Genomic DNA, 26905 nt, shown 5'->3' with positions numbered 1-26905 from the left:
CGCCGGCCGAGCCTGCACGGCCGTACGTCTCCCCCCACAGGTACTGCCTGTTCTGCCAGGTTCCACCTGTTCTGCGCACTGCTTGTTCTGCCCCGGCGGCACAACCCATGCCGTCCGGTCCCCCTGGGCCGACGCCCGATCCGGCGCGGCCACAGCAGAAGGAGTCCGCGTGAGACGCACCCCCCGCAAGCGTGCCGTCGCCACGAGCGCCGTGGTCGCCGTCACCGCCATGCTCGCCGTCGGCATCCAGGCCGGCACCGCGAGCGCCGGGCCCGAGACGAAGGCACCCGGCGGCACGATCGCAGCGAAGCCCGACCCGGGCGCGCTGCCCGCCAAGCTCTCGCCCGCCCAGCGCGCCGAGCTCATCCGCGAGGCCAACGCCACCAAGGCCGACACCGCCAAGTCCCTGGGGCTCGGCGCCAAGGAGAAGCTCGTCGTCCGCGACGTCCTCAAGAACGCCGACGGCACCGTCCACACCCGTTATGAGCGCACCTACGCCGGACTGCCCGTTCTCGGTGGCGACTTGATCGTCCACGAGACGAAGTCCGGTGCGGTCCAAGGCGTGACCAAGGCCGTGAAGTCCCGGGTCGCCGTCTCGTCGCTGAAGCCGCGGGTCAGCGCGGGCTCCGCCGAGGCCAAGGCCCTGGGCGCCGCGAAGGCCGACGGCTCGAAGCGCACCGAGGCCGACCGGGCGCCGCGCAAGGTGGTCTGGGTGGCCGACGGCAAGCCCGTCCTCGCCTGGGAGACCGTGGTCGGCGGTCTGCAGCACGACGGCACGCCGAACGAGCTGCACGTCATCAGTGACGCGCGGACCGGCAAGACCCTCCACGAATACCAGGGCGTGATGGAGGGCACCGGCAAGAGCCAGTACAGCGGTGACGTCACCATCGGCACCGCGCAGTCGGGCGGCAGCTACTCGATGACCGACACCGCGCGCGGCAGCCACAAGACGTACAACCTCAACCACGGCAGCTCCGGCACGGGCACGCTCTTCACGGACGCCGACGACGTGTGGGGCAACGGCAGCAACAGCGATGCCGCCACCGCCGGTGTCGACGCCCACTACGGCGCCGCGCTGACGTGGGACTACTACAAGAACGTGCACGGCCGCAGCGGTATCCGCGGCGACGGCGTGGGCGCGTACTCCCGCGTCCACTACGGCAACAACTACGTCAACGCGTTCTGGCAGGACTCCTGCTTCTGCATGACGTACGGCGACGGCTCGGGCAACGCCAAGCCGCTCACCTCCATCGACGTCGCCGCCCACGAGATGACGCACGGTGTGACGGCCGCGACCGCCAAGCTCGTCTACGCCGGCGAGTCCGGCGGCCTGAACGAGGCGACGTCGGACATCTTCGCCGCCACCACGGAGTTCTACGCCAACAACTCCAAGGACGCGGGCGACTACCTCGTCGGCGAGAAGATCGACATCAACGGCGACGGCACCCCGCTGCGCTACATGGACAAACCGAGCAAGGACGGCGCGTCCAAGGACAACTGGTACTCCGGTATCGGGAACGTGGACGTCCACTACTCGTCCGGTGTGGCCAACCACTTCTTCTACCTGCTGTCCGAGGGCAGCGGTGAGAAGGTCATCAACGGTGTGACCTACAACTCACCGACCTACGACAACCAGCCGGTCTCCGGCATCGGCCGGGCCAACGCCGAGAAGGTGTGGTTCAAGGCGCTGACCGAGCGCATGAGCTCCAACACCAACTACGCGGGCGCCCGTACGGCCACGCTCCAGGCCGCGGCCGACCTCTTCGGCCAGGGCAGCGCCTCGTACAACGCGGTGGCCAATGCCTGGGCCGCGGTGAACGTGGGTACGCGCATCAACGACGGTGTCACCGTCACCGCTCCGGGCAACCAGACCAGCACGGTCGGGCAGCCCGCCAGCCTGCAGATCACGGCGACCAGCACCAACGCCGGTGCGCTGAGCTACTCGGCGACCGGTCTGCCCGCCGGGCTCTCGATCAACTCCTCGACCGGACTGATCTCCGGCACGCCCACAACGGCCGGTTCCAGCAACGTGACGGTGACGGTCAAGGACTCTGCGAACAAAACCGCCACAACTTCTTTCACATGGACAGTGAACCCGACGGGCGGCGGAAGCGTCTTCGAGAACACCGATGACGTGGCCATCCCGGACGCAGGTGCGGCGGTCACGTCACCGATCAATGTCAGCCGAAGCGGAAACGCTCCGAGCAGCCTCAAGGTGGACGTGGACATCATCCACACCTACCGAGGTGACCTGGTGATCGACCTGGTCGCTCCGGACGGGACCGCCTACCGGCTGAAGAACTCGAGCGCCTTCGACTCGGCCGACAACGTCAAGGCCACGTACACGGTCAACGCCTCGTCCGAGGCTGCGGGCGGCACCTGGAAGCTCCGTGTCCAGGACGTCTACAGCATCGACACGGGCCGCATCAACGGCTGGAAGCTGACCTTCTGACCTCGCGTCGAAGCCGGCTCCAGCTGAACGCGGCGGCGCCCCGGGCCTCTTGGTCCGGGGCGCCTCTCGTTCGTAATCCGAACATTGAGCATTGCGCATCGAACGAAAATCGGCCAACATCGTGCACGCATCCTGACATGTTCGTGCAAGGAGTGGCAGGCTTCCGAGTCAAGCTCCAACAAGCACCTCCTAACCCCCCACCACATAGGAGTTCGTGTGAGTTCAGCAACCCCCCACATAGCCCGTCGTTCGAAGCTGGCCATCGCCGCCGCCGTCGTCGCCTCCGGCGCGATGCTCGCGGCCGGTGTCGCCGGTGGCGCCGGCGCGGCTCCCGCGGGCGACAAGAGTGCGGCCCCCACGCTGCTCTCCGGCTCGCAGCGCGTCGAGATGCTGAAGGCCGCCGAGGCCGACGCCGGCGCCACCGCCAAGTCCCTGGCGCTGGGCGCCAAGGAGAAGCTCGTGGTCCGCGACGTCGTCAAGGACGAGGACGGCACGGTCCACACCCGCTACGAGCGCACCTACGACGGCATGCCCGTCCTCGGTGGCGACCTGATCGTCCACAAGGCCAAGGGCGGCGCCGACAAGGGTGTGACCAAGGCCACCAAGGCTGAGATCACCGTGGCCTCCACCAAGGCCAAGGTCAGCCCGGCCGCCGCCGAGAAGAGCGCGGTCTCCTTCGCCAAGTCGGAGGAGGGCGCCAAGGCGAAGGGTGGCGCCGAGCCCCGCAAGGTGATCTGGGCCGCCGACGGCAAGCCCGTCCTCGCCTGGGAGACCGTCACCGGCGGTGTCCAGAAGGACGGCACGCCGAGCAAGCTGCACGTCATCAGCGACGCCAACACCGGCAAGAAGCTGCACGAGTTCCAGGCCATCCACACCGGTTCCGGTGAGGGCCAGCACACCGGCAAGGTCGAGCTGAGCACCACCAAGGAAGGCTCGGGCTTCGCCCTCAAGGACGGCGAGCGAGGTGGCCACACCACCAGCGACATGGGCGGCAAGGAGGAGGGCGAGGGCAAGCTCTTCACCGACGACGACGACAAGTGGGGCAACGGCAAGCCGGACGACCCGCAGTCCGCCGCCGTCGACGCCCACTACGGCGCTCAGCTGACCTGGGACTACTACAAGAAGGTCCACAAGCGGGACGGCATCAAGGGTGACGGCAAGGGCGCCAGCAGCCGTGTCCACTACGGCAAGGCGTTCGTCAACGCCTTCTGGGACGACGCCTGCTTCTGCATGACCTACGGCGACGGTGAGGGCGACAAGAACCCGCTGACGTCGATCGACGTGGCCGCGCACGAGATGACGCACGGCGTCACCTCCAACACGGCCGGCCTCGAGTACAGCGACGAGTCCGGCGGCCTCAACGAGGCCACCTCCGACATCTTCGCCGCGGCCGTGGAGTTCGGCGCGGAGAACAAGGAGGACGTGGGCGACTACATGGTCGGCGAAGAGATCGACATCAACGGCGACGGCACCCCGCTGCGCTACATGGACAAGCCGAGCAAGGACGGCGCGTCCAAGGACAACTGGGAAGAGGGCATCGGCAACGAGGATGTCCACTACTCGTCCGGTGTCGGCAACCACTTCTTCTACCTGCTGTCCGAGGGCAGCGGAAAGAAGGAGATCAACGGTGTGAAGTACGACTCGCCGACCGCCGACGGCAAGGAGGTCAAGGGCATCGGCCGTGACAAGGCCGAGCAGATCTGGTTCAAGGCCCTGACCACCTACATGACCACGAACACCGACTACAAGGGTGCTCGTGAGGCCACCGTGAAGGCCGCGAACGACCTTTACGGCAAGGACAGCGCCGAGACCAAGGGTGTCGAGGCTGCCTGGACCGGCGTCAACGTGAAGTAAGCGCCGTATCCCAGCCGGGCGATGCCCGGGGGCGCCCTTCCTCGCTCCCGGGCATCACCCTCACCTGGAACGGCTGTGTGCTGTGTGCTGTGTGACCACGCCGGCCTTCTCCCGATCGCGGGGAGAAGGCCGGCGTGCTGTCCGGGCACGAACACCGCTCATGGGCGCGGTCCGTGGGTCAGCGCATCAGCACACCCGCCTCCTCGCCCGCACCCGGTGAGGGCACGGCGATCAGCCCCGTCTCGGCGCCGCCCGACAGCAGCCGGTGCGCCGGCAGGATCCGTACGGTGTAGCCGAAGGGTCCCGTACGGTCGAGCGCCAGCGGCCCCTCGTACAGCAGGCGGCCCTCCGCGTCCGCGCCCCCGGCCGGTTTGAGCGGGACCACCGTCCCGTCCGTGATCCGGTCCTCCGCGTCCACCCGCCCCGCGACGAGCTGCACCTCGACGTCGTCGGGGCTCAGGGAGGCCAGGGCGACCCGGACCCGTAGCGAGAGCGTGGCTCCCAGCTCGGCGCTGCCGCCGACCACCGCGGCGGTTCCCGTCTCCACATGGTCGACGCGCACGCCCGGCCATGCGGCGCGCACCCGACGCTTCCACTCGGCCAGTTCGTGCGCCGCCGGAGCGTCGAGGGCGCGGTGGGCGCGGGCGGCCGGGGCGTAGAGCCGCTCCACGTACTCCCTGACCATGCGCCCCGCCAGGACCTTGGGCCCGAGTCGGACCAGGGTCTGCCGGACCATCTCGACCCAGCGGTCGGGCAGTCCGCCGGGCCCGCGGTCGTAGAAGCGGGGGGCGATCCGTTCCTCCAGCAGCTTGTAGAGGGCGGCGGCCTCCAGATCGTCACGGCGCTCCTCGCTGGTGGCCGCGCCGTCGGCGGTGGGAATGGCCCAGCCGAAGTCCGGCTCGCACCATTCGTCCCACCAGCCGTCCAGTACGGAGAGGTTGAGTCCTCCGTTGAGGGCCGCCTTCATGCCCGATGTGCCGCACGCCTCCAGCGGGCGCAGCGGATTGTTGAGCCACACGTCGCACCCGGGGTAGAGCTTCTGCGCCATCCCCATGCCGTAGTCGGGGAGGAAGACGATGCGGTGCCGCACCTCCGGGTCGTCGGTGAACCGCACCAGCTCCTGGACGAGCCGCTTGCCGCCGTCGTCCGCCGGATGCGCCTTGCCCGCGACGACGATCTGCACCGGCCGCTCGGGGTCGAGCAGCAGCCGGGCCAGCCGGTCGCGGTCGCGGAGCATGAGGGTGAGCCGCTTGTACGAGGGGACGCGGCGGGCGAAGCCGATGGTGAGCACGTCGGGGTCGAGGACGCCGTCGATCCAGCCGAGTTCGGCGGTACCGGCACCGCGCTGCCGCCACGACGCGTACAGCCGGGTCCGCACCTCCTCGACCAGGCGCTCGCGCAGCGACCTGCGCAACTCCCAGATCTGCTCGGACGGGACGGCGGCCACGGCGTCCCAGCGCGGGGCGCCGCCGTCGGCGAGCACGTCCTCGGCCCGGACCGCTCCGACCTGGCGGGCTCCGAGCCGCAGGACCTCGGGCGCGACCCAGGTGGGGGCGTGCACGCCGTTGGTCACGGAGGTGATGGGCACCTCCTCGGGATCGAACCCCGGCCAGAGCGCGGCGAACATCTCCCGGCTGACCCTGCCGTGCAAGGTGCTCACGCCGTTGGCGCGCTGGGCGAGGCGCAGTCCCATCGCGGCCATGTTGAACAGCCCGGGCTCGCCGCCCTCGTAGGTCTCCAGACCGAGTTCGAGGATGCGGGCGGGGTCGACACCGGGCAGTTCGCCGCCCTCGCCGAAGTGGCGCGCGACGAGATCCTTCTCGAAGCGGTCGATGCCCGCGGGGACGGGGGTGTGGGTGGTGAACACCGTGCCCGCGCGGACGGCTTCGAGTGCCGCGTCGAAGTCCAGCCCGTCCACGCCGAGCTCACGGATCCGCTCCAGGCCGAGGAACCCGGCGTGGCCCTCGTTGGTGTGGAAGACCTCGGGTGCACGGTGGCCGGTGATCCGGCAGTAGGCGCGGACCGCGCGGACGCCGCCGATGCCGAGCAGTATCTCCTGCTGGAGCCGGTGTTCGCTGCCGCCGCCGTAGAGCCGGTCGGTGACGTCGCGGGCGCGCGGGTCGTTCTCCTCCACGTCCGAGTCGAGGAGCAGCAGCGGTACGCGCCCGACCCGGGCCTCCCAGACGTACGCGCCGAGGGAGCGGCCGCCGGGCAGGGCGAGCGTGATCTCGGCGGGCCGGCCGTCGGGTTCGCGGAGCAGGGACAGCGGCAGCTCGTTGGGGTCGAGGACGGGGTACTGCTCCTGCTGCCAGCCGTCCCGCGAGAGGGACTGCCGGAAGTAGCCGTGCCGGTAGAGCAGACCGACGCCGATCAGCGGGACGCCGAGGTCGCTCGCGGCCTTGAGGTGGTCGCCCGCGAGGATGCCGAGGCCGCCGGAGTACTGCGGGAGGGCCGCGGTGATGCCGAACTCGGGCGAGAAGTAGGCGACGGAGGTGGGCAGGTCGGGGTCCGCGGCCTGGTACCAGCGGGGATTTCCGAGGTAGTCGTCGAGGTCGTCGGCGACGGTCGCCAGGCGCCGCAGGAACCTGCGGTCCCCGGCAAGGACGGCGAGACGCGAGGCGGACACGGAGCCGAGCAGCCGTACGGGGTCCTCCCCGGCGGACTCCCAGCCCTCCGGGTCGACGGCCTGGAACAGCTCACGGGTCTCGGGGTGCCAGGACCAGCGCAGATTGCGCGCCAGTTCATGAAGCGGTCGTAGGGGTTCCGGAAGGACGGGACGCACGCTGAATCGACGAATGGCCTTCACGCTCCGACGGTAGCCGGGCAGAACCGGGAGCAACCACCGCACAACCCCCGTCGTGCTTCCATGCGCCCGATCGGTGCATCCACGTGGGGAGTTTGTTGAGACGCGTACAAGTCGGTTTGTCGAGAGAGACGCATGACGAAACTGTGAACAACGGGTTGAGCGAGGTTCCGAGGAAGGGGATCCCATGGAATTGACCCGACGTCAGCAGGTACGTCTGTCCGCGGCCGTGATCGCGGTGACGACCGTGGCCGTCCTCTCCGCCGCCACACTGCCCGCGCGGGCCGCCCCCTCCGAGGGCCGGATAGTCGGCGCCGGTTCGCCCGGCGCCATCAGCAGCAGCTACATCGTCACGCTCAAGTCGGGGTCGGGAGGCATGGCGGCCGGCTCGGACGCCGGCAAGGACCTCGCCCGCAAGTACGGCGCGTCGATACGTCATACGTACGGCGCGGCCCTCAACGGCTACGCGGTGCGGCTCCCCGCCGCGCAGGCCAGACGCCTGGCGGCCGACCCCGGCGTCGCCTCCGTCGTCCAGGACACCGAGGTCTCGCTCGCCGGGACGCAGGAGAATCCGCCGTCCTGGGGCCTCGACCGCATCGATCAGGCCAACCTCCCGCTCGACGCGTCCTACACGTGGCCGGGCGGCGGCGGATCCGGCGTGACGGCGTACGTCATCGACACCGGCATACGGACCGCGCACCAGGACTTCGGCGGCCGCGCCTCCAGCGGCTGGGACTTCGTGGACGACGACGCGGTCGCGAACGACGGGAACGGTCACGGCACGCATGTGGCCGGGACGATCGCCGGCGGCTCGTACGGCGTCGCGAAGAAGGCCCGCGTGGTCGGCGTACGGGTGCTCGACAGCGACGGTTCGGGATCAACCGCCCAGGTGATCGCGGGCATCGACTGGGTCGCGTCGCATGCGCGCAAACCCGCCGTGGCCAACATGAGTCTGGGCGGGCTGTTCAACTCCCAGCTCGACGCGGCCGTCCGCAACGCGATCGCCGCCGGGGTGACGTTCACCGTCGCCGCGGGCAACGACAACCTCCCTGCCGACCTGTTCTCCCCGGCCCGGGTGAGCGAGGCGATCACCGTCGGTGCGACGGACCGGACGGACAGGAAGGCCTCCTTCTCCAACTGGGGAGGAACGGTGGACCTGTTCGCGCCGGGGGTCGACATCACGTCGGCCTGGAACACCTCGAACTCCGGCTCGGAGAAGATCTCCGGCACATCCATGGCCGCACCCCACGCCGCGGGTGCCGCGGCGGTGTATCTGGGCGACCACCCGTCCGCGAGCCCGGCGGGCGTGGCCAAGGCGCTGGTGGACCGGGCCGCGCCGGGCAAGGTCGGCGGTGCGGGACTCGGCTCGCCGAACCGCCTCCTGCAAGTGAAGAACTGACCCACCGGCACCGGCCCACCGGTGCCGGTGACCGAACGGCCCCGCGGCATCCGCCGCGGGGCCGTTGCGCGTTTTTGTCCTTACGCGGCAGTAGCCACCACTCGGGCGGGTTGGGGGCGCACTCCCCCGGGGCAGGCTCATCCGGTAACGGAACGAGCACGCACCGCACACACCGCGCAGGACACAGTCGCCCACCTGAGTGAACGCGGACAGGAGCGTCCATGCCCGCAGCCCGTCCCACTTCCACGAAGCCGATAGAAAGTACAAAAGCCAGTAAACAGGCTGAAACAGCGACGCTTCCAGGTGATCCCGTGATCGGACGCATTCCCGTACTCGACATCCACCCGCTCGTCGACTGCGGGCGGCGCCCGGCGAAGGCGGTGGTCGGTGAGAGCTTCCTCGTCTCCGCCACCGTGTTCCGCGAGGGCCACGACGCGGTCGCGGCCAATGTGGTGCTGCGCGATCCGGGCGGGCGCGCCGGGCCGTGGACCCCGATGCGCGAACTGGCGCCCGGCACCGACCGCTGGGGTGCCGAGGTCACGCCCGACGCCGAGGGCCGCTGGACCTACACGGTCGAGGCGTGGGGCGACCCGGTCGCCACCTGGCGGCACCACGCCGGGATCAAGATCCCGGCGGGGATCGACACCGAGCTGGTCCTGGCTGAGGGCGCGGAACTGCACGAACAGGCCGCCGCCGGAGTCCCCAAGAGCGAGGGCCGCGAGTGCGTCCTGCAGGCGGCCGACGCGCTGCGCGACGAACTCCGGCCCCCCGCCGCCCGGCTGGCCGCGGCCCTCACCCCGGAGGTCACCGCGACGCTCGCGCGCCACCCGCTGCGCGAGCTCGTCAGCTCCTCCCGCCCCCTCCCCCTCCAGGTCGAACGCCGCCGCGCGCTCTACGGGTCGTGGTACGAGTTCTTCCCCCGCTCGGAGGGGGCGCTCGTCAAGGACGGCCGCCCGCCGGTCAGCGGCACGTTCCGCACCGCCGGCGAACGGCTGCCCGCCATCGCCGCGATGGGCTTCGACGTCCTCTACCTCCCGCCGATCCACCCGATCGGCACCGCCCACCGCAAGGGCCCGGACAACTCCCTGTCCGCCGGCCCCTACGACGTGGGCTCGCCCTGGGCGATCGGCTCCCCCGACGGCGGACACGACGCGATCCACCCAGCCCTCGGCACGATCGAGGACTTCGACCGCTTCGTGGAGAAGGCCCGCGACCTCCGGATGGAGATCGCGCTCGACTTCGCGCTGCAGTGCTCGCCGGACCACCCGTGGGTGGAGAAGCACCCCGAGTGGTTCCACCACCGCGCCGACGGCACCATCGCGTACGCCGAGAACCCGCCCAAGAAGTACCAGGACATCTACCCGATCGCGTTCGACGCCGATCTGCGCGGCCTCGTGCGGGAGACGCTGCGGGTGCTGCGCTTCTGGATGGACCACGGGGTGCGGATCTTCCGCGTCGACAACCCGCACACCAAGCCCGTCGCCTTCTGGGAGAAGGTCATCGGAGACGTGGGCCGGACCGATCCCGACGTCATCTTCCTGGCCGAGGCGTTCACACGGCCCGCGATGATGCACACGCTCGCCGCGATCGGCTTCCAGCAGTCGTACACCTACTTCACCTGGCGCAACGGCAAGCAGGAGCTGACCGACTACCTCACCGAGCTGTCGGGGGAAGCCGCCTCGTACATGCGGCCGAACTTCTTCGTGAACACCCCCGACATCCTGCACGCCTACCTCCAGGACGGCGGCCGCCCCGCCTTCGAGGTCCGCGCCGTCCTCGCCGCCACCCTCTCCCCCACCTGGGGCGTCTACGCCGGCTACGAGCTGTGCGAGAACACCCCGGCGCGCAGCGGAAGCGAGGAGTACCTCAGCTCCGAGAAGTACGAGCTGCGCCCGCGTGACTGGGAGGCGGCCGAACGCGAGAACCGCACCATCGCGCCGCTCATCACCACGCTCAACCGGATCCGGCGGCGCCATCCGGCCCTGCAGCAACTGCGGAGCCTGCACTTCCACCGGGCCGACAACGACGCGGTGATCGTCTACTCCAAGCGTTCCGGGAGCGATTGCGTCCTCACCGTGGTCAACCTCGACCCCCACCACACCCAGGAGGCGACGGTCTCGTTGGACATGCCGGAACTCGGCCTGGACCGGCACGAGTCCGTCCCGGTGCGCGACGAGCTCACCGGCGAGACCTATCACTGGGGCAGGGACAACTACGTGCGCCTCACGCCGGGCACCGCGCCGGCGCACGTGTGCACCCTGCGACCGTCCTCACCGATCGGAGGGTCACCCACCACATGATCGTCAACGAGCCCGTCCAGGACACCTTCGAAGACACCCCGACCAAGGACCGCGATCCCGACTGGTTCAAGCGCGCGGTGTTCTACGAAGTGCTCGTACGGTCCTTCCAGGACAGCAACGGCGACGGCGTCGGAGACCTCAAGGGCCTGACCGCCAAGATGGACTACCTCCAGTGGCTGGGGGTCGACTGCCTCTGGCTGCCGCCGTTCTTCAAGTCCCCCCTGCGCGACGGCGGCTACGACGTCTCGGACTACACCGCCGTCCTCCCCGAGTTCGGCGACCTCGCGGACTTCGTGGAGTTCGTCGACGCCGCGCACCAGCGCGGGATGCGCGTGATCATCGACTTCGTCATGAACCACACCAGCGACCAGCACGAGTGGTTCCAGCAGTCGCGCACCGACCCCGACGGCCCGTACGGGGACTACTACGTCTGGGCCGACGACGACAAGCAGTACCAGGACGCGCGCATCATCTTCGTCGACACCGAGGCGTCCAACTGGACCTTCGACCCGGTACGCAAGCAGTACTACTGGCACCGCTTCTTCTCCCACCAGCCGGACCTCAACTTCGAGAACCCGGCCGTGCAGGAGGAGATCATCTCCGCGCTGCGCTTCTGGCTCGACCTCGGCATCGACGGCTTCCGGCTGGACGCCGTGCCCTACCTGTTCGCCGAGGAGGGCACCAACTGCGAGAACCTGCCGCGCTCGCACGACCTGCTCAAGCGCGTACGGGCCGAGATCGACGCCAACTACCCCGACACCGTGCTGCTCGCCGAGGCCAACCAGTGGCCCGAGGACGTCGTCGACTACTTCGGGGACTACGCCAAGGGCGGCGACGAGTGCCACATGGCGTTCCACTTCCCCGTCATGCCGCGCATCTTCATGGCGGTGCGGCGCGAGTCGCGCTACCCGGTCTCGGAGATCCTGACCAAGACCCCCGCCATCCCGTCCGGCTGCCAGTGGGGCATCTTCCTTCGCAACCACGACGAGCTGACGCTCGAGATGGTCACGGACGAAGAGCGCGACTACATGTACGCGGAGTACGCCAAGGACCCGCGGATGCGCGCCAACATCGGGATCCGCCGGCGGCTCGCGCCCCTGCTCGACAACGACCGCAACCAGATCGAGCTGTTCACCGCCCTGCTGCTCTCCCTCCCCGGCTCGCCGATCCTCTACTACGGCGACGAGATCGGCATGGGCGACAACATCTGGCTCGGCGACCGGGACGCGGTGCGCACCCCGATGCAGTGGACGCCCGACCGCAACGCGGGCTTCTCCTCCTGCGATCCGGGGCGGCTCTATCTGCCGACCATCATGGACCCGGTCTACGGCTACCAGGTCACCAACGTCGAGGCGTCCATGTCGTCGCCGTCGTCGCTGCTGCACTGGACGCGCCGGATGATCGAGATCCGCAAGCAGAACCCGGCGTTCGGGCTCGGCTCGTACACCGAACTGCCCTCCAGCAACCCGGCGGTGCTCGCCTTCCTGCGCGAGTACAAGGACGACCTCGTCCTCTGCGTGAACAACTTCTCGCGGTTCGCCCAGCCCACCGAGCTGGACCTGCAGACGTTCAACGGGTGCCACCCGGTGGAGCTGATCGGCGGTGTGCGCTTCCCGGCCATCGGCGAGCTGCCGTATCTGCTCACGCTCGCGGGCCACGGCTTCTACTGGTTCCGGCTGCGCCCGCCCGGAACGACCCCCGCGGGGACGGCGAGCGCGGCCGTGGCGGCGGCCGTCGACGAGGTCCTCACCGCCCCCGATCCCGCGCGGCCCGTGGGCACCGGGCGCTGATGTCCCGCGCCATGGCGGGATGGCGCCCCCGCGGTTTCCGCCGTCCCGCCATGGGCACTCTCTTCTTCATGCACCACGCTGCGGAAGCAGCGGCGTACAGCGAGTAGTCCAATCGCTCTACCTGTACGGACGATCCTCTCCCGACACGTCCCGCACCGCCGGACAGCTTTGCCGCAATCCGGGACACTCTGCCCATCTGTGGTGTGCCCGGGGAAAGGACGCGACGCCATGTCGGAAGGCTCGACCCGCGCCAACCCGACCCGCGCGGCCACCCCTGCCCCTGTGTCCCGTGCTCCCTGCACCGGTACGGGATCCGACCGGGGACTGATGCCCTCCCTCGTACCGCTGCTGCGTGAATGGCTGCCCCGTCAGCGGTGGTTCGCGGGCAAGGGCACGCCGATCACCGGCTTCACCCTGGTCTCGGCCACCGAGTTGCTGCCCTGCGGGGCGGGCGGTGCGTCGCCGGGCCTGCTCCACCTCCTCGTCACCGCGCAGCAGCCGGCGCCGTCGCCGACGCAGACCGGTGGCGGGGACTGCTACCAGCTGCTGCTCGGCATCCGGTCGGTGCTGCCGCCGCAGCTCGCCCACACCCTGATCGGGCGGCCCACGGGCGGCCCGCTGCACGGCCGTACGGTCTACGAGGCGCTCTACGACCCGCGGCTCGCCGGGCTGCTGCTGGAGCGGCTGCGGGTGCCGGGGCCGCTCGGCGCGCTGCGCTTCACCCGTGCTCCCTCCACGGCCATCCCGTCCGGGCTGATCCCGCGGCCTGTCACCGCCGAGCAGTCCAACTCCTCGGTGGTGTACGGCGATGCGTACATCCTGAAGGTCTTCCGCAGGGTCGCCGCGGGCACCAACCCGGACCTCGAACTCCCGCTGGCGCTCGCCCGCGCGGGATGCGAACGGGTGCCGCACCCCACCGCGTGGTTCGAGAGCCCGTCGGGCGAACCGATGACGCTCGGCATCCTCCAGCCGTATCTGCGCGGTTCCGCCGACGGCTGGCAGCTCGCCCTGAACTCCCTGGCCGTCGGCGCCGACTTCACCGGCTCGGCGCGCGCGCTCGGCCGGGCCACCGCGGAGGTGCACACCGCGCTGGCGGACGTGCTGCCCACCACGGTCCTGCGCCGGCGGCAGATCGAGCTGCTGGCCGCGGGCATGACGGCGCGTCTGGAGGCGGCGGCCGCCTCCGTCCCCGCACTGCGCCCGTACCGCGACCCGCTCCGCGCCGCCTTCGACGACCTGGCCGAACTGGGCAGGAGCGGCCGCACCTGGCCGGCCCAGCGGATACACGGTGATCTGCATCTGGGCCAGACGCTGCGCGGCGCGCGCGACGGCCGCTGGGCCCTGATCGACTTCGAGGGCGAACCCGCCCGGCCCATCGCCGAGCGCCGCCGCGTCCAGCCCGTGGCCCGCGACATCGCGGGGATGCTGCGGTCCTTCGACTACGCGGCCCGCGCCTGCCGCCCCGGGCCCGACTCGTCCGCCTGGGCGCTGGAGTGGGCGAAGCGCAACCGGGTGGCGTACTGCGACGGTTACGCGGAGGCGGCCGGCACCGACCCGCGCCGGGAACCGGAGCTGATGCGCGCCTACGAGACGGACAAGGCGGTCTACGAAGTGCTGTACGAGGCCCGGCACCGGCCGGACTGGCTGCCGGTGCCGATGGCCGCCATCGAGCGGCTGGCCCGCCCCCAGCACGCGTCGGGTGCGCCGGCTCCCTCCAAGGGCCGTGCCCCGAAGGCGCGTCCGGCCTCCGAGGGCAGACCGGGGCCGGGGGGAGGGTCCGCGGCACCGGGCGCCGGAAGCACCGAGCCCGGCCGGTCCGACACCGGCGCACGGACCGCGCCGGACGCCTCGCCCCGACCGCCGTCCGCATGACCCGTTGGCGCCCGCGCACCCTGCCGTACCGGCGCCTCCGGGCGATCTCCGCATGACCCGCCGGCTCCGGGTTGCCCGTTCCCTGGCGGGGCGGGTGGCCCGGGGCCGGTGCAGCCCGCTCCGGATCCCGTTCCCCGGGACGCCGGCCCGCCACCGTACGGCGGACACCCGACGCCCGCCCGTCCGAGGAGGACTCACCCCGTGACCCGCCGTCCCTCGCCCGAGAACCGCTCGTCCGACGCAACTCCCGTGCCCCCGGTGAGGGAAACCCGATCGGCCCCGGCGGGGGTGACGCCGGCGCCGCCCGGTGAACCGTCGACGTCCGGAGAGGCGGCTGACCCGGCGCCCGTGCGTCCCGCGGCCCCTGACGCCACGTCACCTGCGTCCGCGGGACCCGCCGCCGGCCGGGCGCGGGGGCGGGGCACCGTACGCCCCGGCTCCGCCCGCCCGGGGGTCCGGCCGGCGCCGCCGCTGGATCCCGGGGAGCGGGCGCGGCTGCTCGCGGGCGAGCATCACGATCCGCATGCGCTGCTCGGCGCGCACCCCTCCCCGGGTGGCGTCGTCTTCCGCGCGCTGCGCCCGTTCGCCCGCTCCGTCACCGTCGTCGCCGGCGGGCTGCGCGCGGAGTTGATGGACGAGGAGAGCGGGGTCTTCGCGGGGGTGCTGCCGCTCAGCGAGATCCCGGACTACCGGCTCGAGGTGGTGTACGACGAGGTCACGCTCACGGTCGACGACCCGTACCACTTCCTGCCGTCCGTCGGCGATCTCGACCTGTACCTCATCGCCGAGGGCCGGCACGAGGAGCTGTGGCGGGCGCTCGGCGCGCATCCGATGACCCATCAGGGCGTCGAGGGAACCCGGTTCACGGTGTGGGCGCCGAACGCCCGCGGCGTACGCGTCGCCGGGGACTTCAACTTCTGGGACGGCACGGGCTTCCCGATGCGCTCGCTGGGGGCGTGCGGCATCTGGGAGCTGTTCCTGCCGGGTGTCGGCGAGGGCACGCTCTACAAGTTCGACGTCGCCGCCGTCGACGGCTCCCACTCCCTGCGCGCCGACCCGATGGCCCGGCGCACCCAGTGCCCGCCCGAGACCGCCTCGGTCGTCGCCACGTCCCGTCATGAGTGGGGCGACGAGGAGTGGATGGCCCACCGCGCCGACCGCCGTGTGCACGAGGCGCCGTTCTCGGTCTACGAGGTGCACCTGGCGTCCTGGCGGCCCGGGCTGACGTACCGGCAGCTCGCCGAGCAACTTCCCGCCTATCTCAACGACTTGGGGTTCACCCATGTCGAGCTGATGCCGGTGGCCGAGCACCCCTTCGGCGGGTCGTGGGGCTACCAGGTCACCTCGTACTACGCCCCGACCGCCCGCCTCGGCACGCCCGACGACTTCAAGTTCCTGGTGGACGCGCTGCACCGGGCCGGGATCGGCGTCATCGTCGACTGGGTGCCCGCGCACTTCCCGAAGGACGACTGGGCGCTGGCCCGGTTCGACGGGACGCCGCTGTACGAACCGGCCGACCCCCTGCGGGCCGAGCATCCCGACTGGGGCACGCTCGAGTTCGACTACGGCCGCCGCGAGGTGCGCAACTTCCTGGTCGCCAACGCCGTGTACTGGTGCCAGGAGTTCCACATCGACGGCCTGCGGGTCGACGCCGTCGCCTCGATGCTCTACCTCGACTACTCGCGCGAGGGCGGACAGTGGTCCCCCAACGAGCACGGCGGCCGGGAGAACCTCGACGCCGTCCGGTTCCTCCAGGAGATGAACGCGACCGTCTACCGCCGCTGCCCCGGCGTCGTCACCATCGCCGAGGAGTCCACGGCCTGGGACGGCGTCACCCGCGCCACCCACCACGCCGGGCCCGGCGGAGTCGGCGGCCTGGGCTTCGGCCTGAAGTGGAACATGGGGTGGATGCACGACTCCCTCGGCTACATGGCGAAGGAGCCGGTCCACCGCAAGCACCACCACGACGAGATGACGTTCTCGATGGTGTACGCGTACAGCGAGAACTACGTCCTGCCCATCTCGCACGACGAGGTGGTGCACGGCAAGCAGGCGCTGGTGACGAAGATGCCCGGCGACTGGTGGCAGAGGCGCGCCGACCACCGGGCGTACCTGGGCTTCATGTGGGCGCACCCGGGCAAGCAACTCCTCTTCATGGGGCAGGAGTTCGCGCAGGGCGCGGAGTGGTCGGAGGCGCACGGGCCGGAGTGGTGGCTGCTGGACGACACCTACCACTCGGCCGGCGACCACCGCGGCGTCCGCGATCTGGTGCGGGACCTGAACCGGACCTACCGGGACCAGCCCGCCCTGTGGGAGCGCGACACCGAACCCTCGGGCTTCAGCTGGGTCGAGGGCGGGGCCGCGGACGACAACGTCTTCGCCTTCACCCGGCACGACGCGTTCGGCAACCCGGTGCTGTGCGTCAGCAACTTCTCCCCGGTGGTCCGGCACGACTACCGCCTCGGCGTTCCGGGACCGCACCAGGGCTGGCTGGAGATCCTCAACACCGACGCGGCGCGCTACGGCGGCGGGGACGTCACCAACCCCGATCTGCTCAAGTCCGAGCCGGTGCCGTGGCAGGGGCGCCGCAACAGCATCACACCCGTGCTGCCGCCGCTGGCGACGGTCTGGCTGCGGCCGGCCTGACGGCCCGCGCACAGCGGTCGAGGGGTTCGCGGACGGTGCCGTCCGCGAACCACCCCTCGACCGCTTCCGGGGCGGTCGGATCAGACCGCCGCTTCCAGCGCCTTCGGCAGCTCCTCCGCGTGCACGATGCCCAGGACCTGCGTGGCGCGGGTCAGGGCGACGTACAGATCACTGGTCGTGAAGCGGGACGGTTCGACCACGATCACCGTGTCGAACTCCAGCCCCTTCGCCTGCCGGGGAGCGAGGAGCACCACGGGCCGGGTCAGGTCGGGCTCGTCCCCGGCCGTCACCTCCGGCAGATGCGCGGCCAGTTCGGCGTGCAGCTCCTGCGGGGCGATCACGGCGGTCCGTCCCTCGTCACCCGCGGCTTCCGCGACCTGCTCGGCGACGGTACGGCCGAGGCCCGCGGGCTCGGTCGCGCGCGACCAGGGGCGCGTACCGGTGGAGCGCACCGAGCTGGGCGGCGCGAAGTCCGGGTGCTCGGCGCGCAGCACGGCCGCCGCGACGTCCATGACCTCCGACGGTGTGCGGTAGTTGACCGCCAGCCGGGTGTGCTCCCAGCGGTCGTCCACGTACGGCCCGAGGATCCGGCTCCACGATCCGGCGCCCGCCTCCTCCGCGGTCTGCGCCGGGTCGCCGACGAGTGTCATCGAGCGGGTGGGGCAGCGCCTCATCAGCAACCGCCACGCCATCGGGGAGAGTTCCTGCGCCTCGTCGACGATGATGTGGCCGAACGCCCAGGTCCGGTCGGCCGCGGCCCGCTCGGCCGCGCTGCGGTGGTCGGCCTCCTCCTGGCGCTCGGCCATGCGCTCGGCGTCGATGAGGTCGTGCGCGCCGAGGACCTCGGAGTCCTCGTCCTCCCGGTCCTCGAACTCGTACGTCCGGGAGGCGTACGCGACGTCCAGCACGCCCTGGGCGTAGGCGATCTGCTCCCTGCGCTCCTGCTCGGCCGCGGCGCGGGCGGCCCGGTCGTCCTGGCCGAGGAGTTCGGCGGCCTCGTCCAGGAGCGGGACGTCGGCCGGGGTCCAGCGGCCGCGGCGACGGCGGATGGCGTCGGCGTCCTCGGCGGGCAGGTGGGTGGGGTCCGCGAGGAAGTCGGCGACCAGGCTCTGCGGGGTGAGGAGCGGCCAGAGCTGGTCGACGGCGGCGTGGAAGTCCGGGTTGGCGTCCAGCTCCTCCCGCAACTGCGCGATGTCGCTGGGGTCGAGGAGGTTGGCGCCGTCGTAGGGGTCGGTGCCGATGCGCTCGGCGAGCATGTCGGTCAACTCGTTCAGCAGGAAGCCCTCGAAGTGCTCGCGGGCCAGGTTGTGCGGAAGCTTCGTGGCGCGGGCGCGGTCGCGGCAGACCCGGACGAGGTCGGCGTCCAGCAGCAGCGCCTCGCGGTCCTGGATGACGGCGACGACGGGGTCGGGCAGCGCCTGGCGGTCGGCGAGGACGGCCGCGAGGACGTCGGCCATCTCCGCGCGGCCCTTGACGGCGGCGGCGTGCGGGGTGTCCGTGCCCGTGGCGTGGACGCCGGGGTACAGCTCGCCGAGCGTTGACAGCAGGACCCCGGTCTCGCCGAGGGAGGGCAGCACCTCGCCGATGTAGCCGAGGAAGGCGGGGTTCGGCCCGACGATCAGGACGGCCCGCCGGGCGAGCAGTTCCCGGTGTTCGTAGAGGAGGAAGGCGGCGCGGTGCAGTGCCACCGCGGTCTTGCCGGTGCCGGGGCCGCCCTCGACGACGAGGACGCCGCGGTGCGGGGCGCGGATGATGCGGTCCTGCTCGGCCTGGATGGTCTGCACGATGTCGCTCATGCGGCCGGTGCGTGCGGAGTTCAGCGCGGCGAGGAGGACGGTGTCGCCGGAGGGGTCCTCGTACCCGGTGCGGGTGGTGTCGGTGAGGTCGAGGATCTCGTCGTGCAGGGCGGTGACGGTACGGCCCTGGGTGGTGATGTGTCTGCGCCGGCGCAGGCCCATCGGCGTATGGCCGGTGGCGAGGTAGAAGGGGCGCGCGACCGGGGCGCGCCAGTCGATCAGGATCGGGGTGCGATCGGTGTCGTCCTCGCGGATCCCGATCCGGCCGATGTGGTACGAGGCGCCTTCCGCGGCACCTTCGTTTTCCTGAGCGGCGCCGCTTTCCCGCTCACCGGACCCGGTGCCGACGCCGGATGCCGGTACGTCGGGAGCCGCGGTGAGATCGATACGCCCGAAGCAGAGAGAACCGTCGACCGCATTCAGGGCGGCGAGCAGCCCGGACCGTTCGGCGACCACGACGTCCCGTTCGACGAGCGCCTGCTGCCCGTTGCCCACGGGCGTCATCGCCTCGGCGACCGACGCCTCGGCCTCTTTGCGCAGGGCGTCGACCCGTTCGTAGATGTGGTCGATGAATTTCTGCTCGTCCTGCAATTCCTCGTCCGGTGATTCTGCGTTTGACAATTCCACTCCCACCCGGATATGCTGTGCTCAGCATTTTTACGCGACCCGCTTCATGAAGTCGCGAAAGATTCAATATACGCAAAGAAATCCCCCGGCTGTCAATTCGCCGGGGGATTTCTTTTGGGCGGATGCGGCCGCTTTACACCGGGGCCTTCTCCTTGACGCCGCCCTCGGGCTGTCCCGGCACGCCGGCCGGTACGTCCCGGTCGCCGCCGCCGGAGTGCCCGTCGTCGACGAGCGTGCGCTCGTCGAACGGGACCCGCCCCGCGAGCACCTCGTTCACCCGGTCCTTGTCGATCTCCTTGGTCCAGGTGCCGACGAGGACGGTGGCCACCGCGTTGCCCGCGAAGTTCGTCAGCGCCCGGGCCTCACTCATGAAGCGGTCGATGCCCACGATCAGGCCGACGCCGTCGAGGAGTTCGGGACGGTGCGACTGCAGACCTCCGGCGAGCGTGGCCAGGCCCGCGCCGGTGACACCCGCGGCACCCTTGGAGGCGATGATCATGAAGACCAGCAGCGAGATCTGCTGCCCGAGCGACAGCGGGTCCCCCATCGCCTCGGCGACGAAGAGCGAGGCCATGGTGAGGTAGATCGCGGTGCCGTCGAGGTTGAAGGAGTAGCCGGTGGGCACCGTGATGCCGACCACCGGCTTGCTGACACCCAGGTGCTCCATCTTCGCGATGAGCCGGGGCAGTGCCGACTCGGACGAGGAGGTGGACAGGATCAGCAGGAACTCTCGGGCCAGGTACTTCAGCAGCGTCAGGATGTTGATCCCGGCGACCACACGCAGCAGCAGGCCCAGCACCACGAAGACGAACAGCAGACAGGTGACGTAGAACCCGATCATGATGACGGCCAGCGACTTGAGGGCGTCGAGACCGGTCTCGCCGACCACGGCCGCGATGGCGCCGAACGCGCCCACCGGGGCGGCCCACATGATCATCGCCAGCACGCGGAAGACCAGCCGCTGGATGTGGCCGATGCCGCGGATGACCGGCTCACCCGCGGACCCCATGGCCTGCAGGGCGAAGCCGACGAGCAGGGCGATCAGCAGGGTCTGCAGCACCTCGCCGCTGGTGAAGGCGGAGACGAGCGTCGTCGGGATGATGCCGAGCAGGAAGTCCGGGGTGGAGGTGGCCGCGCCCTCGGCCTCCGCCTCGCCCGCGCTGCGCGCCGCCTCGGTCAGCTCCAGTCCAGAGCCGGGCTCGAGGATGTTGCCGACCACCAGGCCGATACCGAGCGCCACGGTGGACATCACCAGGAAGTAGCCGAGCGCGAGCCCGCCCACCGCACCGACCTTGGCGGCTTTGCGTACCGACCCGACGCCCAGCACGATCGTGCAGAAGATGATGGGCGAGATCATCATCTTGATCAGGTTCACGAAGCCGGTGCCCAGCGGCTTCAGCTCGACCGCCACCCCGGGCGCGGCGAAGCCGACCACGATGCCGAGGAGCACGGCTCCGATGACGGCGAGGTAGAGGTAGTGGGTCCGGTCCCGCTTCTTGCTCTGGCCGGTCTTCACCGGCGGCTGGTGCGGCGGGGTTTGCGCTGGCACGGGTTTCTCCTTGTTCTGGCGCAGTACGTGCGGCTCACGTCCTGGAGGTCCAGCCGAATATCCTCCAGGCTGTGACTTGCGTCACCCTTGCGTTCATTTCGTTCACGACCGGATCTCCGCACCACGCCGGAGGCCAGGCAGACTGGCTGCCATGCGCATCCCCCGTCCCCGCAGCCTGGCGGGCCAGCTCTTCGCGATGCAGGTCGTGCTGGTCGCCGCCGTGGTGGCCGGGTGCGCGGTCTTCGCGTACCTCACGGCCCGCCGGCAGGCCGAGGACGCGGCCGAGCGGCAGACGACCGCGGCGGCCCGCGCCATCGCCGACTCCCCCTCCGTCCGGACCGCGATCCACGGCGACGACCCGTCGGCGGTGCTCCAGCCGTACGCCGAGAAGGTCCGCAAGGAGGCGGGGGTGGCGTTCGTCACCATCATGGATCCGCGGGGCACCCGCTGGACGCACCCCGACCCCGAGCGGATCGGCGAGACGTTCCTCGGCCACCGGGCGGAGGCCCTGCGCGGCGGCACCTTCACCGAGACCTACACCGGCACGCTCGGCCCCTCCGTCCGCGTGGTCACGCCGATACGGGACGGCGCGAACGGGGACGGCCCGATCATCGGGCTGGTGAGCGCGGGCATCACCGTCGAGCGGATCAGCGCGCAGGTGGAGCGGCAGCTCGCCGGCCTGCTGCCGGTCGCGGCCGGAGCGGTGATATTGGGGGGTATCGGGACGTATGTGGTGAATGCCCGGCTGCGCCGTCATACGCATGGGATGAACGCGACCGAGCTGAGCCGGATGCACGACTACCACCAGGCCGCGCTGCACGCGGTCCGCGAAGGGCTGCTGATGCTGGACGGCCAGCGGCGGATCGCCCTGATCAACGACGCCGGGCGGGAACTGCTCGGCGTCGGGGCGGACGTCGTGGGCGCGAACGTCGCCGAGCTGGGCCTGCCGGCCCCGCTGACCGGCGCACTGCTGGCCACCGAGGAGCGGGTGGACGAGGTCCACATGACCACGGACCGGATCGTGGTGGTCAACACCTCGCCCGTCTCCAGCGGGGAGAAGCGCGGCACGGTGGTGACCCTGCGCGACCACACCGAGCTGCAGGCGCTCTCCGGAGAGCTGGACTCGGTGCGCGGGATCACCGAAGCCCTGCGCTCCCAGGCGCACGAGGCGGCGAACCGGCTGCACACCGTCGTCTCGCTCATCGAGCTGGGACGGGCGGACGAGGCCGTGGAGTTCGCGACCGCCGAACTCGAACTCGCCCAGGCCCTCACCGACACCGTGGTGGGAGCCGTGGCCGAGCCGGTGCTCGCCGCGCTGCTGCTCGGCAAGGCGGCACAGGCGAACGAGCGCGGGGTGGAGCTCGAACTCACCCCGGACAGCAGCATCCACGACGGCGTGCTCCCCGACACGGTGCCGGCCCGCGACCTCGTCACGGTCCTCGGCAATCTCCTCGACAACGCCGTGGACGCGGCCACCGAGGGCCGGGCGGGGCGCCGCGCCAAGGTGACCGTCACAGCCCGCGCCGAGAACGGCGAACTGCTCGTCAGGGTCGCGGACACCGGGCCCGGCGTGGACGCCTGCGAGGTGGACGAGATCTTCCGCCGCGGCTGGAGCACCAAGGCCCCCTCGGGGAAGGCCGGGCTGGGACCCGGCCGCGGCCTCGGCCTCGCCCTCGTCCGCCAGGCCGTGCGCCGCAACGGCGGCACCATCGCGCTGAGCCGGTCGCCCGACGGCGGCGCCGAGTTCACCGTCCGGCTCCCGCTGCCCGCGCGGGTGCACGCATGACCGGCCGCCCGGCGATCCGCGTCCTGGTCGTCGAGGACGACCCGGTCGCCGCCGACGCGCACGCCCTCTACGTCGAGCGGGTGCCCGGCTTCGCCGTCGCCGGGACCGTGCACTCCGGCGCCGGGGCGCAGCGCCATCTGGAGCGCGCACCCGCGGATCTGCTGCTGCTCGACCTCTACCTGCCGGACGGCCACGGCCTGCAGCTCGTACGGTCGTTGCGCGCGGCGGGGCAGACCGCCGACGTCATCGCGGTGACCTCGGCGCGCGATCTGGCGGTCGTCCGGGAGGGCGTCTCGCTCGGGGTCGTGCAGTACGTGCTGAAGCCGTTCACCTTCGCCACTCTGCGCGACCGGCTCGTCCGCTACGCCGAGTTCCGCGCGACCGCGGGCGAGGCCAGCGGCCAGGACGAGGTGGACCGCGCGCTCGCCGCGCTGCGCGCGCCCCAGCCGGCCGCGCTGCCGAAGGGGTTGAGCGGCCCCACGCTGGAGGCGGTGACGCGCGTGCTGCGCGCCTCGGGGGCGGAGGGCGTCACCGCCAGCGCGGCGGGCGAGGCGGTGGGCATCTCCCGGATCACCGCCCGGCGCTATCTGGAGCATCTGGTGGACGCGGCCCGCGCCGAACGCAGCCCGCAGTACGGACAGGTGGGGCGGCCCGAACTCTGTTACCGCTGGCTCAGCCACCGCTGACGGCTCGTCAGGCGAACTCCGGTTCGCGCACCGGTTACGACCCGGCCCGGACTCCCGTTCCAGGATGGCGAATAACAACGTTGTCACGGATCTGACGAGGGGATATCCGGGGGCATTGACCGCCCGTTCAGCCGCTCGTACGGTCACCCAGCAGCCCGCCAGGTGCTCTCAGGAGGTCGTGCCGTGCGCTCCACCGCTCCGCTGATCACCCTCTCCGCCGTCCTCGCCGCCTCCGCCCTCACCGCCTGCGGTGGTGGTTCGGGCAGCGACCCCGACACCGTGAAGATCGCGTACAACCGCAGCACCGACAACAAGATCCGGTTCAAGGACGACCTGCTGGCCAAGGTCAAGAAGCAGTTCGAGAAGGCGAACCCCGGCAAGACGGTCGAACTCGTGCCCATCCAGGCGCCGGACAACGACTACGCCACCAAGGTCCAGCAGATGATGCGCTCTCCCAAGACCGCGCCGGACCTGGTCTACGAGGACACCTTCCGCATCAACTCCGACATCAAGGCGGGCTATCTCCGGCCGCTGGACGACTACTTGAAGACCTGGTCCACCTGGGACAGATTCGTCGACACGGCGAAGACCGCGGCCAAGGCCGAGGACGGCAAGACGTACGGCGTCCCGGACGGCACCGACACCCGCGGGCTCTGGTTCAACAAGGACATCTTCGCCAAGGCAGGACTTCCCGAGGACTGGCGGCCGAAGAACTGGGACGAGATCCTCGACGCCGCCCGCACCATCAAGAAGAAGGTCCCCGGTGTCGTCCCGCTGAACGTCTACACCGGCAAGGCACCCGGTGAAGTCGCCGCCATGCAGGGCTTCGAGATGCTGCTCTACGGCACCGGCGAGGACCCGCTCTACGACCCGAAGGCGAAGAAGTGGGTCGCCGGCAGCCAGGGTTTCGAGGACTCTCTGGAGTTCGTCCGCACCGTCTACGGCGAGAAGCTCGGCCCCGACCCGTCCGACGCGCTCGACCCCAACATCAACACCCATGTGGCCACCGAGCTGCTGCCCGAGGGCAAGCTCGCCATCAACCTCGACGGCTCCTGGATCGGCCAGCAGTGGCTGAAGTCCGGCGGCAAGCCGTGGCCCGAGTGGCCCGACGTCCTCCGCCAGGCGCCGATGCCGACGCAGAAGGGCCAGGCGCCCGGCAAGGTGAGCATGTCCGGCGGCTGGACCTGGGCCATCCCCGCGAAGGCCAACAACCCCGATCTCGCCTGGAAGTTCGTCGAGCAGCTCCAGACGAAGGAGAACGCGGTCGAGTGGGACGTGGTCAACGCCCAGATCGCGGTCCGCGAGGACGTCGCGGCCGACCCGGAGTACAAGAAGTCGATGCCGGGAATCGAGTTCTTCACCTCGCTGGTGGAGCACACCCATTACCGGCCGGCGCTCCCCGTCTATCCGCAGGTCTCCAGCGCGATCGGCGAGGCCATGGAGTCCGTGACCACCGGTGACGCATCCGCCGCCGAGGCGGCGCGGTCCTACGACGACCAGGTGGCGTCGATCGCCGACGGCGCCGTCGTGAACAAGGGCTGATGAGCACCGCGACCGCGCCGCCCGCCGAGGCGGCGCCTCCCGGAGCGGCGGCGGGCCGCCCGCGCCCGCGTGCCCGCCGCCCGCTGCGGCTGCTGCCGCTGGCTCCCGCCACCCTTCTGCTGCTGCTCTTCCTCGGCGGGCCCATCGGCTACTGCGTCTGGATCGCCTTCACCGACATGCAGCTGACGGGCTCGTCGTCCGCGGACTTCGTCGCTCTCGACAACTTCCGCCGGGCCTTCGCCGACGACGACTTCCGCAACGCCGTCGTCCTGACCCTCGTCTTCACCTTCATCTCCTCGATCCTGGGCCAGAACACCCTGGGGCTGGCGCTCGCCGGGCTGCTCCGGCGCGCGTCGAAACCGGTACGCACCCTCACCGGCGCGATCGTCATCACCGCCTGGGTACTGCCCGAGATCGTGGCGGGCTTTCTGCTCTACGCGTTCTTCCGCCGCGAGGGGACGCTCAACGCGCTCCTCGACCAGCTCCATCTCCCCTCCCAGAACTGGCTGTTCACCCTCCCCATCCTCGCGGTCTCCTTCGCCAACGTCTGGCGCGGCACCGCCTTCTCGATGCTCGTCTACTCGGCCGCCCTCTCGGAGATCCCGAAGGAGATCACCGAGGCGGCGGAGGTCGACGGGGCGCGCGGGCACCGGCGGCTGTGGCACATCACCCTGCCGATGATCCGCCGCTCCATCGGCACCAACCTCATGCTCAACACCCTCCAGACCCTCTCGGTCTTCGGCCTCATCTGGGCCATGACGCGCGGCGGACCGGGCAACCGCAGCCAGACCCTGCCGGTGTTCATGTACGACCAGGCGTTCCTGAAGAGCCTGATCGGCTACGGCACGGCGGTGGCGCTGCTCCTCCTGCTGGTGGGTGCGCTGTTCTCGGTCGTCTATCTGCGCCTGCTGCGGACGGAGGTCTGACCGGTGACCTCACCCCGGCCCCGTAAGGCCGCGCTCTCCCGCCGCACCCGCCGCCGTCTGGCCGCCGACGCCGCGCTCCTCGTCCTCGCGTTCGCCTTCGCCGTACCGCTGGCGTGGCTGCTGCTCGCCTCGGTGGACGCCGACGCGACCTTGCGCGTACGGCCGCCCGGGACGCCCACGCTCGACAACTTCTCCGCGGTGATGACGGACGACATCACCTTCACACCGATGCTCAACAGCCTGCTGCTGTGCGGCGGTGCGACCGCGCTGACGGTCGTGTGCGCGGCACTCGCCGCCTACCCGCTGTCCCGCTTCCGGTCGCGACTGAACCGGCCGTATCTGCTGACGGTGCTGTTCACGACCTGTCTGCCGATCACCGCGGTGATGGTCCCGGTCTACGGTCTGTTCGTCCAGGTCGACCTGATCGACACCATGCACGGCACCGCGTTGTTCCTCGCCACGTCCCAACTGCCGTTCGCCATCTGGCTGATGAAGAACTTCATGGACGGGGTCCCGATGGTGCTGGAGGAGGCCGCCTGGACGGACGGCGCCTCGGCCCTGCAGACGCTGCTCCGGGTCGTGCTGCCGCTCATGGGCCCGGGCGTGACCGTGGTGACGATCTACAGCTTCATCATGATGTGGGGAAACTTCTTCGTCCCCTTCATGCTGCTGCTGACGCCCGATCAACTCCCCGCGTCCGTCTCGATCTTCACGTTCTTCGGCAACTACGGATCCATCGTCTACGGCCAGCTCGCGGCCTTCTCCATCCTCTACTCCACCCCGGTGGTGCTGCTGTACGTGCTGATCTCGGGGCGGCTGGGCGGCGGCTTCACGCTCGGCGGCGCGGTCAAGGGCTGACGTACCGCGTCGTCGGAGC

General features: G+C 70.7%; 15 protein-coding genes. 12 read left to right on the top strand and 3 right to left on the bottom strand.

Going from position 1 to position 26905, the window contains the following annotated elements; translation table 11 throughout:
- The first annotated feature begins 169 nt into the window (after window positions 1-169).
- Both ABZ822_RS04085 and ABZ822_RS04080 read left to right on the top strand, forming a co-directional pair.
- Window positions 170-2452: a M4 family metallopeptidase gene (locus tag ABZ822_RS04085; protein ID WP_360846473.1), complete on the top strand. Its 2283-nt coding sequence runs from the start codon at window positions 170-172 to the stop codon at window positions 2450-2452.
- Between the two features lie 291 nt (window positions 2453-2743).
- Window positions 2744-4306: a M4 family metallopeptidase gene (locus ABZ822_RS04080; RefSeq protein WP_360847044.1), complete on the top strand. Its 1563-nt coding sequence runs from the start codon at window positions 2744-2746 to the stop codon at window positions 4304-4306.
- Between the two features lie 178 nt (window positions 4307-4484).
- On the opposite strand, the gene glgP is transcribed toward ABZ822_RS04080, so the two are convergent.
- The gene (gene glgP, locus ABZ822_RS04075; protein ID WP_360846471.1) at window positions 4485-7112 is read right to left on the bottom strand and encodes an alpha-glucan family phosphorylase; all 2628 of its coding nucleotides are present in this window, start codon (window positions 7110-7112) and stop codon (window positions 4485-4487) included.
- Window positions 7113-7296: 184 nt separating this feature from the next.
- Here glgP and ABZ822_RS04070 point away from each other — a divergent pair, with 184 nt between their 5' ends.
- The 5 genes from ABZ822_RS04070 (at window position 7297) to glgB (ending at window position 17116) form a co-directional block, all read left to right on the top strand.
- Complete coding sequence (locus tag ABZ822_RS04070; RefSeq protein ID WP_360846469.1) at window positions 7297-8508, top strand: S8 family peptidase; 1212 nt, start codon at window positions 7297-7299, stop codon at window positions 8506-8508.
- Window positions 8509-8819: 311 nt separating this feature from the next.
- Window positions 8820-10808 carry an alpha-1,4-glucan--maltose-1-phosphate maltosyltransferase gene (locus ABZ822_RS04065; protein ID WP_360846467.1) on the top strand — a complete coding sequence of 663 codons (1989 nt, stop codon included), beginning with the start codon at window positions 8820-8822 and terminating at the stop codon, window positions 10806-10808.
- Window positions 10805-12598 carry a maltose alpha-D-glucosyltransferase gene (treS, locus tag ABZ822_RS04060; protein ID WP_360846465.1) on the top strand — a complete coding sequence of 598 codons (1794 nt, stop codon included), beginning with the start codon at window positions 10805-10807 and terminating at the stop codon, window positions 12596-12598. The genes ABZ822_RS04065 and treS overlap by 4 nt, the downstream gene beginning before the upstream one ends.
- A gap of 327 nt (window positions 12599-12925) precedes the next feature.
- Window positions 12926-14470 carry a phosphotransferase gene (locus ABZ822_RS04055; RefSeq protein WP_360847042.1) on the top strand — a complete coding sequence of 515 codons (1545 nt, stop codon included), beginning with the start codon at window positions 12926-12928 and terminating at the stop codon, window positions 14468-14470.
- A 249-nt stretch (window positions 14471-14719) separates the two neighbouring features.
- A complete protein-coding gene (gene glgB / locus ABZ822_RS04050) occupies window positions 14720-17116 on the top strand; it encodes a 1,4-alpha-glucan branching enzyme (protein ID WP_360847039.1) in 2397 nt (798 codons plus the stop codon).
- A gap of 80 nt (window positions 17117-17196) precedes the next feature.
- On the opposite strand, the gene ABZ822_RS04045 is transcribed toward glgB, so the two are convergent.
- The gene (locus ABZ822_RS04045; protein WP_360846463.1) at window positions 17197-19539 is read right to left on the bottom strand and encodes an ATP-dependent DNA helicase; all 2343 of its coding nucleotides are present in this window, start codon (window positions 19537-19539) and stop codon (window positions 17197-17199) included.
- A gap of 133 nt (window positions 19540-19672) precedes the next feature.
- Window positions 19673-21055: a cation:dicarboxylase symporter family transporter gene (locus ABZ822_RS04040; RefSeq protein ID WP_360847036.1), complete on the bottom strand. Its 1383-nt coding sequence runs from the start codon at window positions 21053-21055 to the stop codon at window positions 19673-19675.
- A gap of 184 nt (window positions 21056-21239) precedes the next feature.
- Between ABZ822_RS04040 and ABZ822_RS04035 the strand changes: the two genes are divergently transcribed.
- From ABZ822_RS04035 to ABZ822_RS04015, 5 genes are all read left to right on the top strand, one after another.
- Window positions 21240-22874, top strand: a complete 1635-nt coding sequence (locus tag ABZ822_RS04035; protein WP_360846461.1) for a sensor histidine kinase — start codon at window positions 21240-21242, stop codon at window positions 22872-22874.
- Window positions 22871-23560: a response regulator gene (locus ABZ822_RS04030; RefSeq protein WP_360846459.1), complete on the top strand. Its 690-nt coding sequence runs from the start codon at window positions 22871-22873 to the stop codon at window positions 23558-23560. The genes ABZ822_RS04035 and ABZ822_RS04030 overlap by 4 nt, the downstream gene beginning before the upstream one ends.
- Before the next feature lie 183 nt (window positions 23561-23743).
- Window positions 23744-25102 (top strand): ABC transporter substrate-binding protein, encoded by a 1359-nt coding sequence (locus ABZ822_RS04025; RefSeq protein ID WP_360846457.1) that lies wholly within the window; start codon window positions 23744-23746, stop codon window positions 25100-25102.
- Window positions 25102-26028, top strand: coding sequence for a sugar ABC transporter permease (locus ABZ822_RS04020; RefSeq protein ID WP_360846455.1), 927 nt, complete (start codon window positions 25102-25104; stop codon window positions 26026-26028). The genes ABZ822_RS04025 and ABZ822_RS04020 overlap by 1 nt, the downstream gene beginning before the upstream one ends.
- Window positions 26029-26031: 3 nt before the next feature.
- Window positions 26032-26886, top strand: coding sequence for a carbohydrate ABC transporter permease (locus tag ABZ822_RS04015; RefSeq protein ID WP_360846453.1), 855 nt, complete (start codon window positions 26032-26034; stop codon window positions 26884-26886).
- Window positions 26887-26905: the final 19 nt, after the last annotated feature.

Source organism: Streptomyces sp. NPDC047108, from assembly GCF_040643575.1.
Taxonomy (GTDB): domain Bacteria; phylum Actinomycetota; class Actinomycetes; order Streptomycetales; family Streptomycetaceae; genus Streptomyces.
This window is presented reverse-complemented; position numbering and strand designations above follow the sequence as displayed.

Bases quoted from the DNA above. Each gene is read 5' to 3' on its own strand.
- ABZ822_RS04080 (WP_360847044.1), top strand. From the start codon at position 2,744: ATGCTCGCGGCCGGTGTCGCCGGTGGCGCCGGCGCGGCTCCCGCGGGC.
- ABZ822_RS04070 (WP_360846469.1), top strand. From the start codon at position 7,297: ATGGAATTGACCCGACGTCAGCAGGTACGTCTGTCCGCGGCCGTGATC.
- treS (WP_360846465.1), top strand. From the start codon at position 10,805: ATGATCGTCAACGAGCCCGTCCAGGACACCTTCGAAGACACCCCGACC.
- ABZ822_RS04055 (WP_360847042.1), top strand. From the start codon at position 12,926: ATGCCCTCCCTCGTACCGCTGCTGCGTGAATGGCTGCCCCGTCAGCGG.
- ABZ822_RS04035 (WP_360846461.1), top strand. From the start codon at position 21,240: ATGCGCATCCCCCGTCCCCGCAGCCTGGCGGGCCAGCTCTTCGCGATG.
- ABZ822_RS04030 (WP_360846459.1), top strand. From the start codon at position 22,871: ATGACCGGCCGCCCGGCGATCCGCGTCCTGGTCGTCGAGGACGACCCG.
- ABZ822_RS04020 (WP_360846455.1), top strand. From the start codon at position 25,102: ATGAGCACCGCGACCGCGCCGCCCGCCGAGGCGGCGCCTCCCGGAGCG.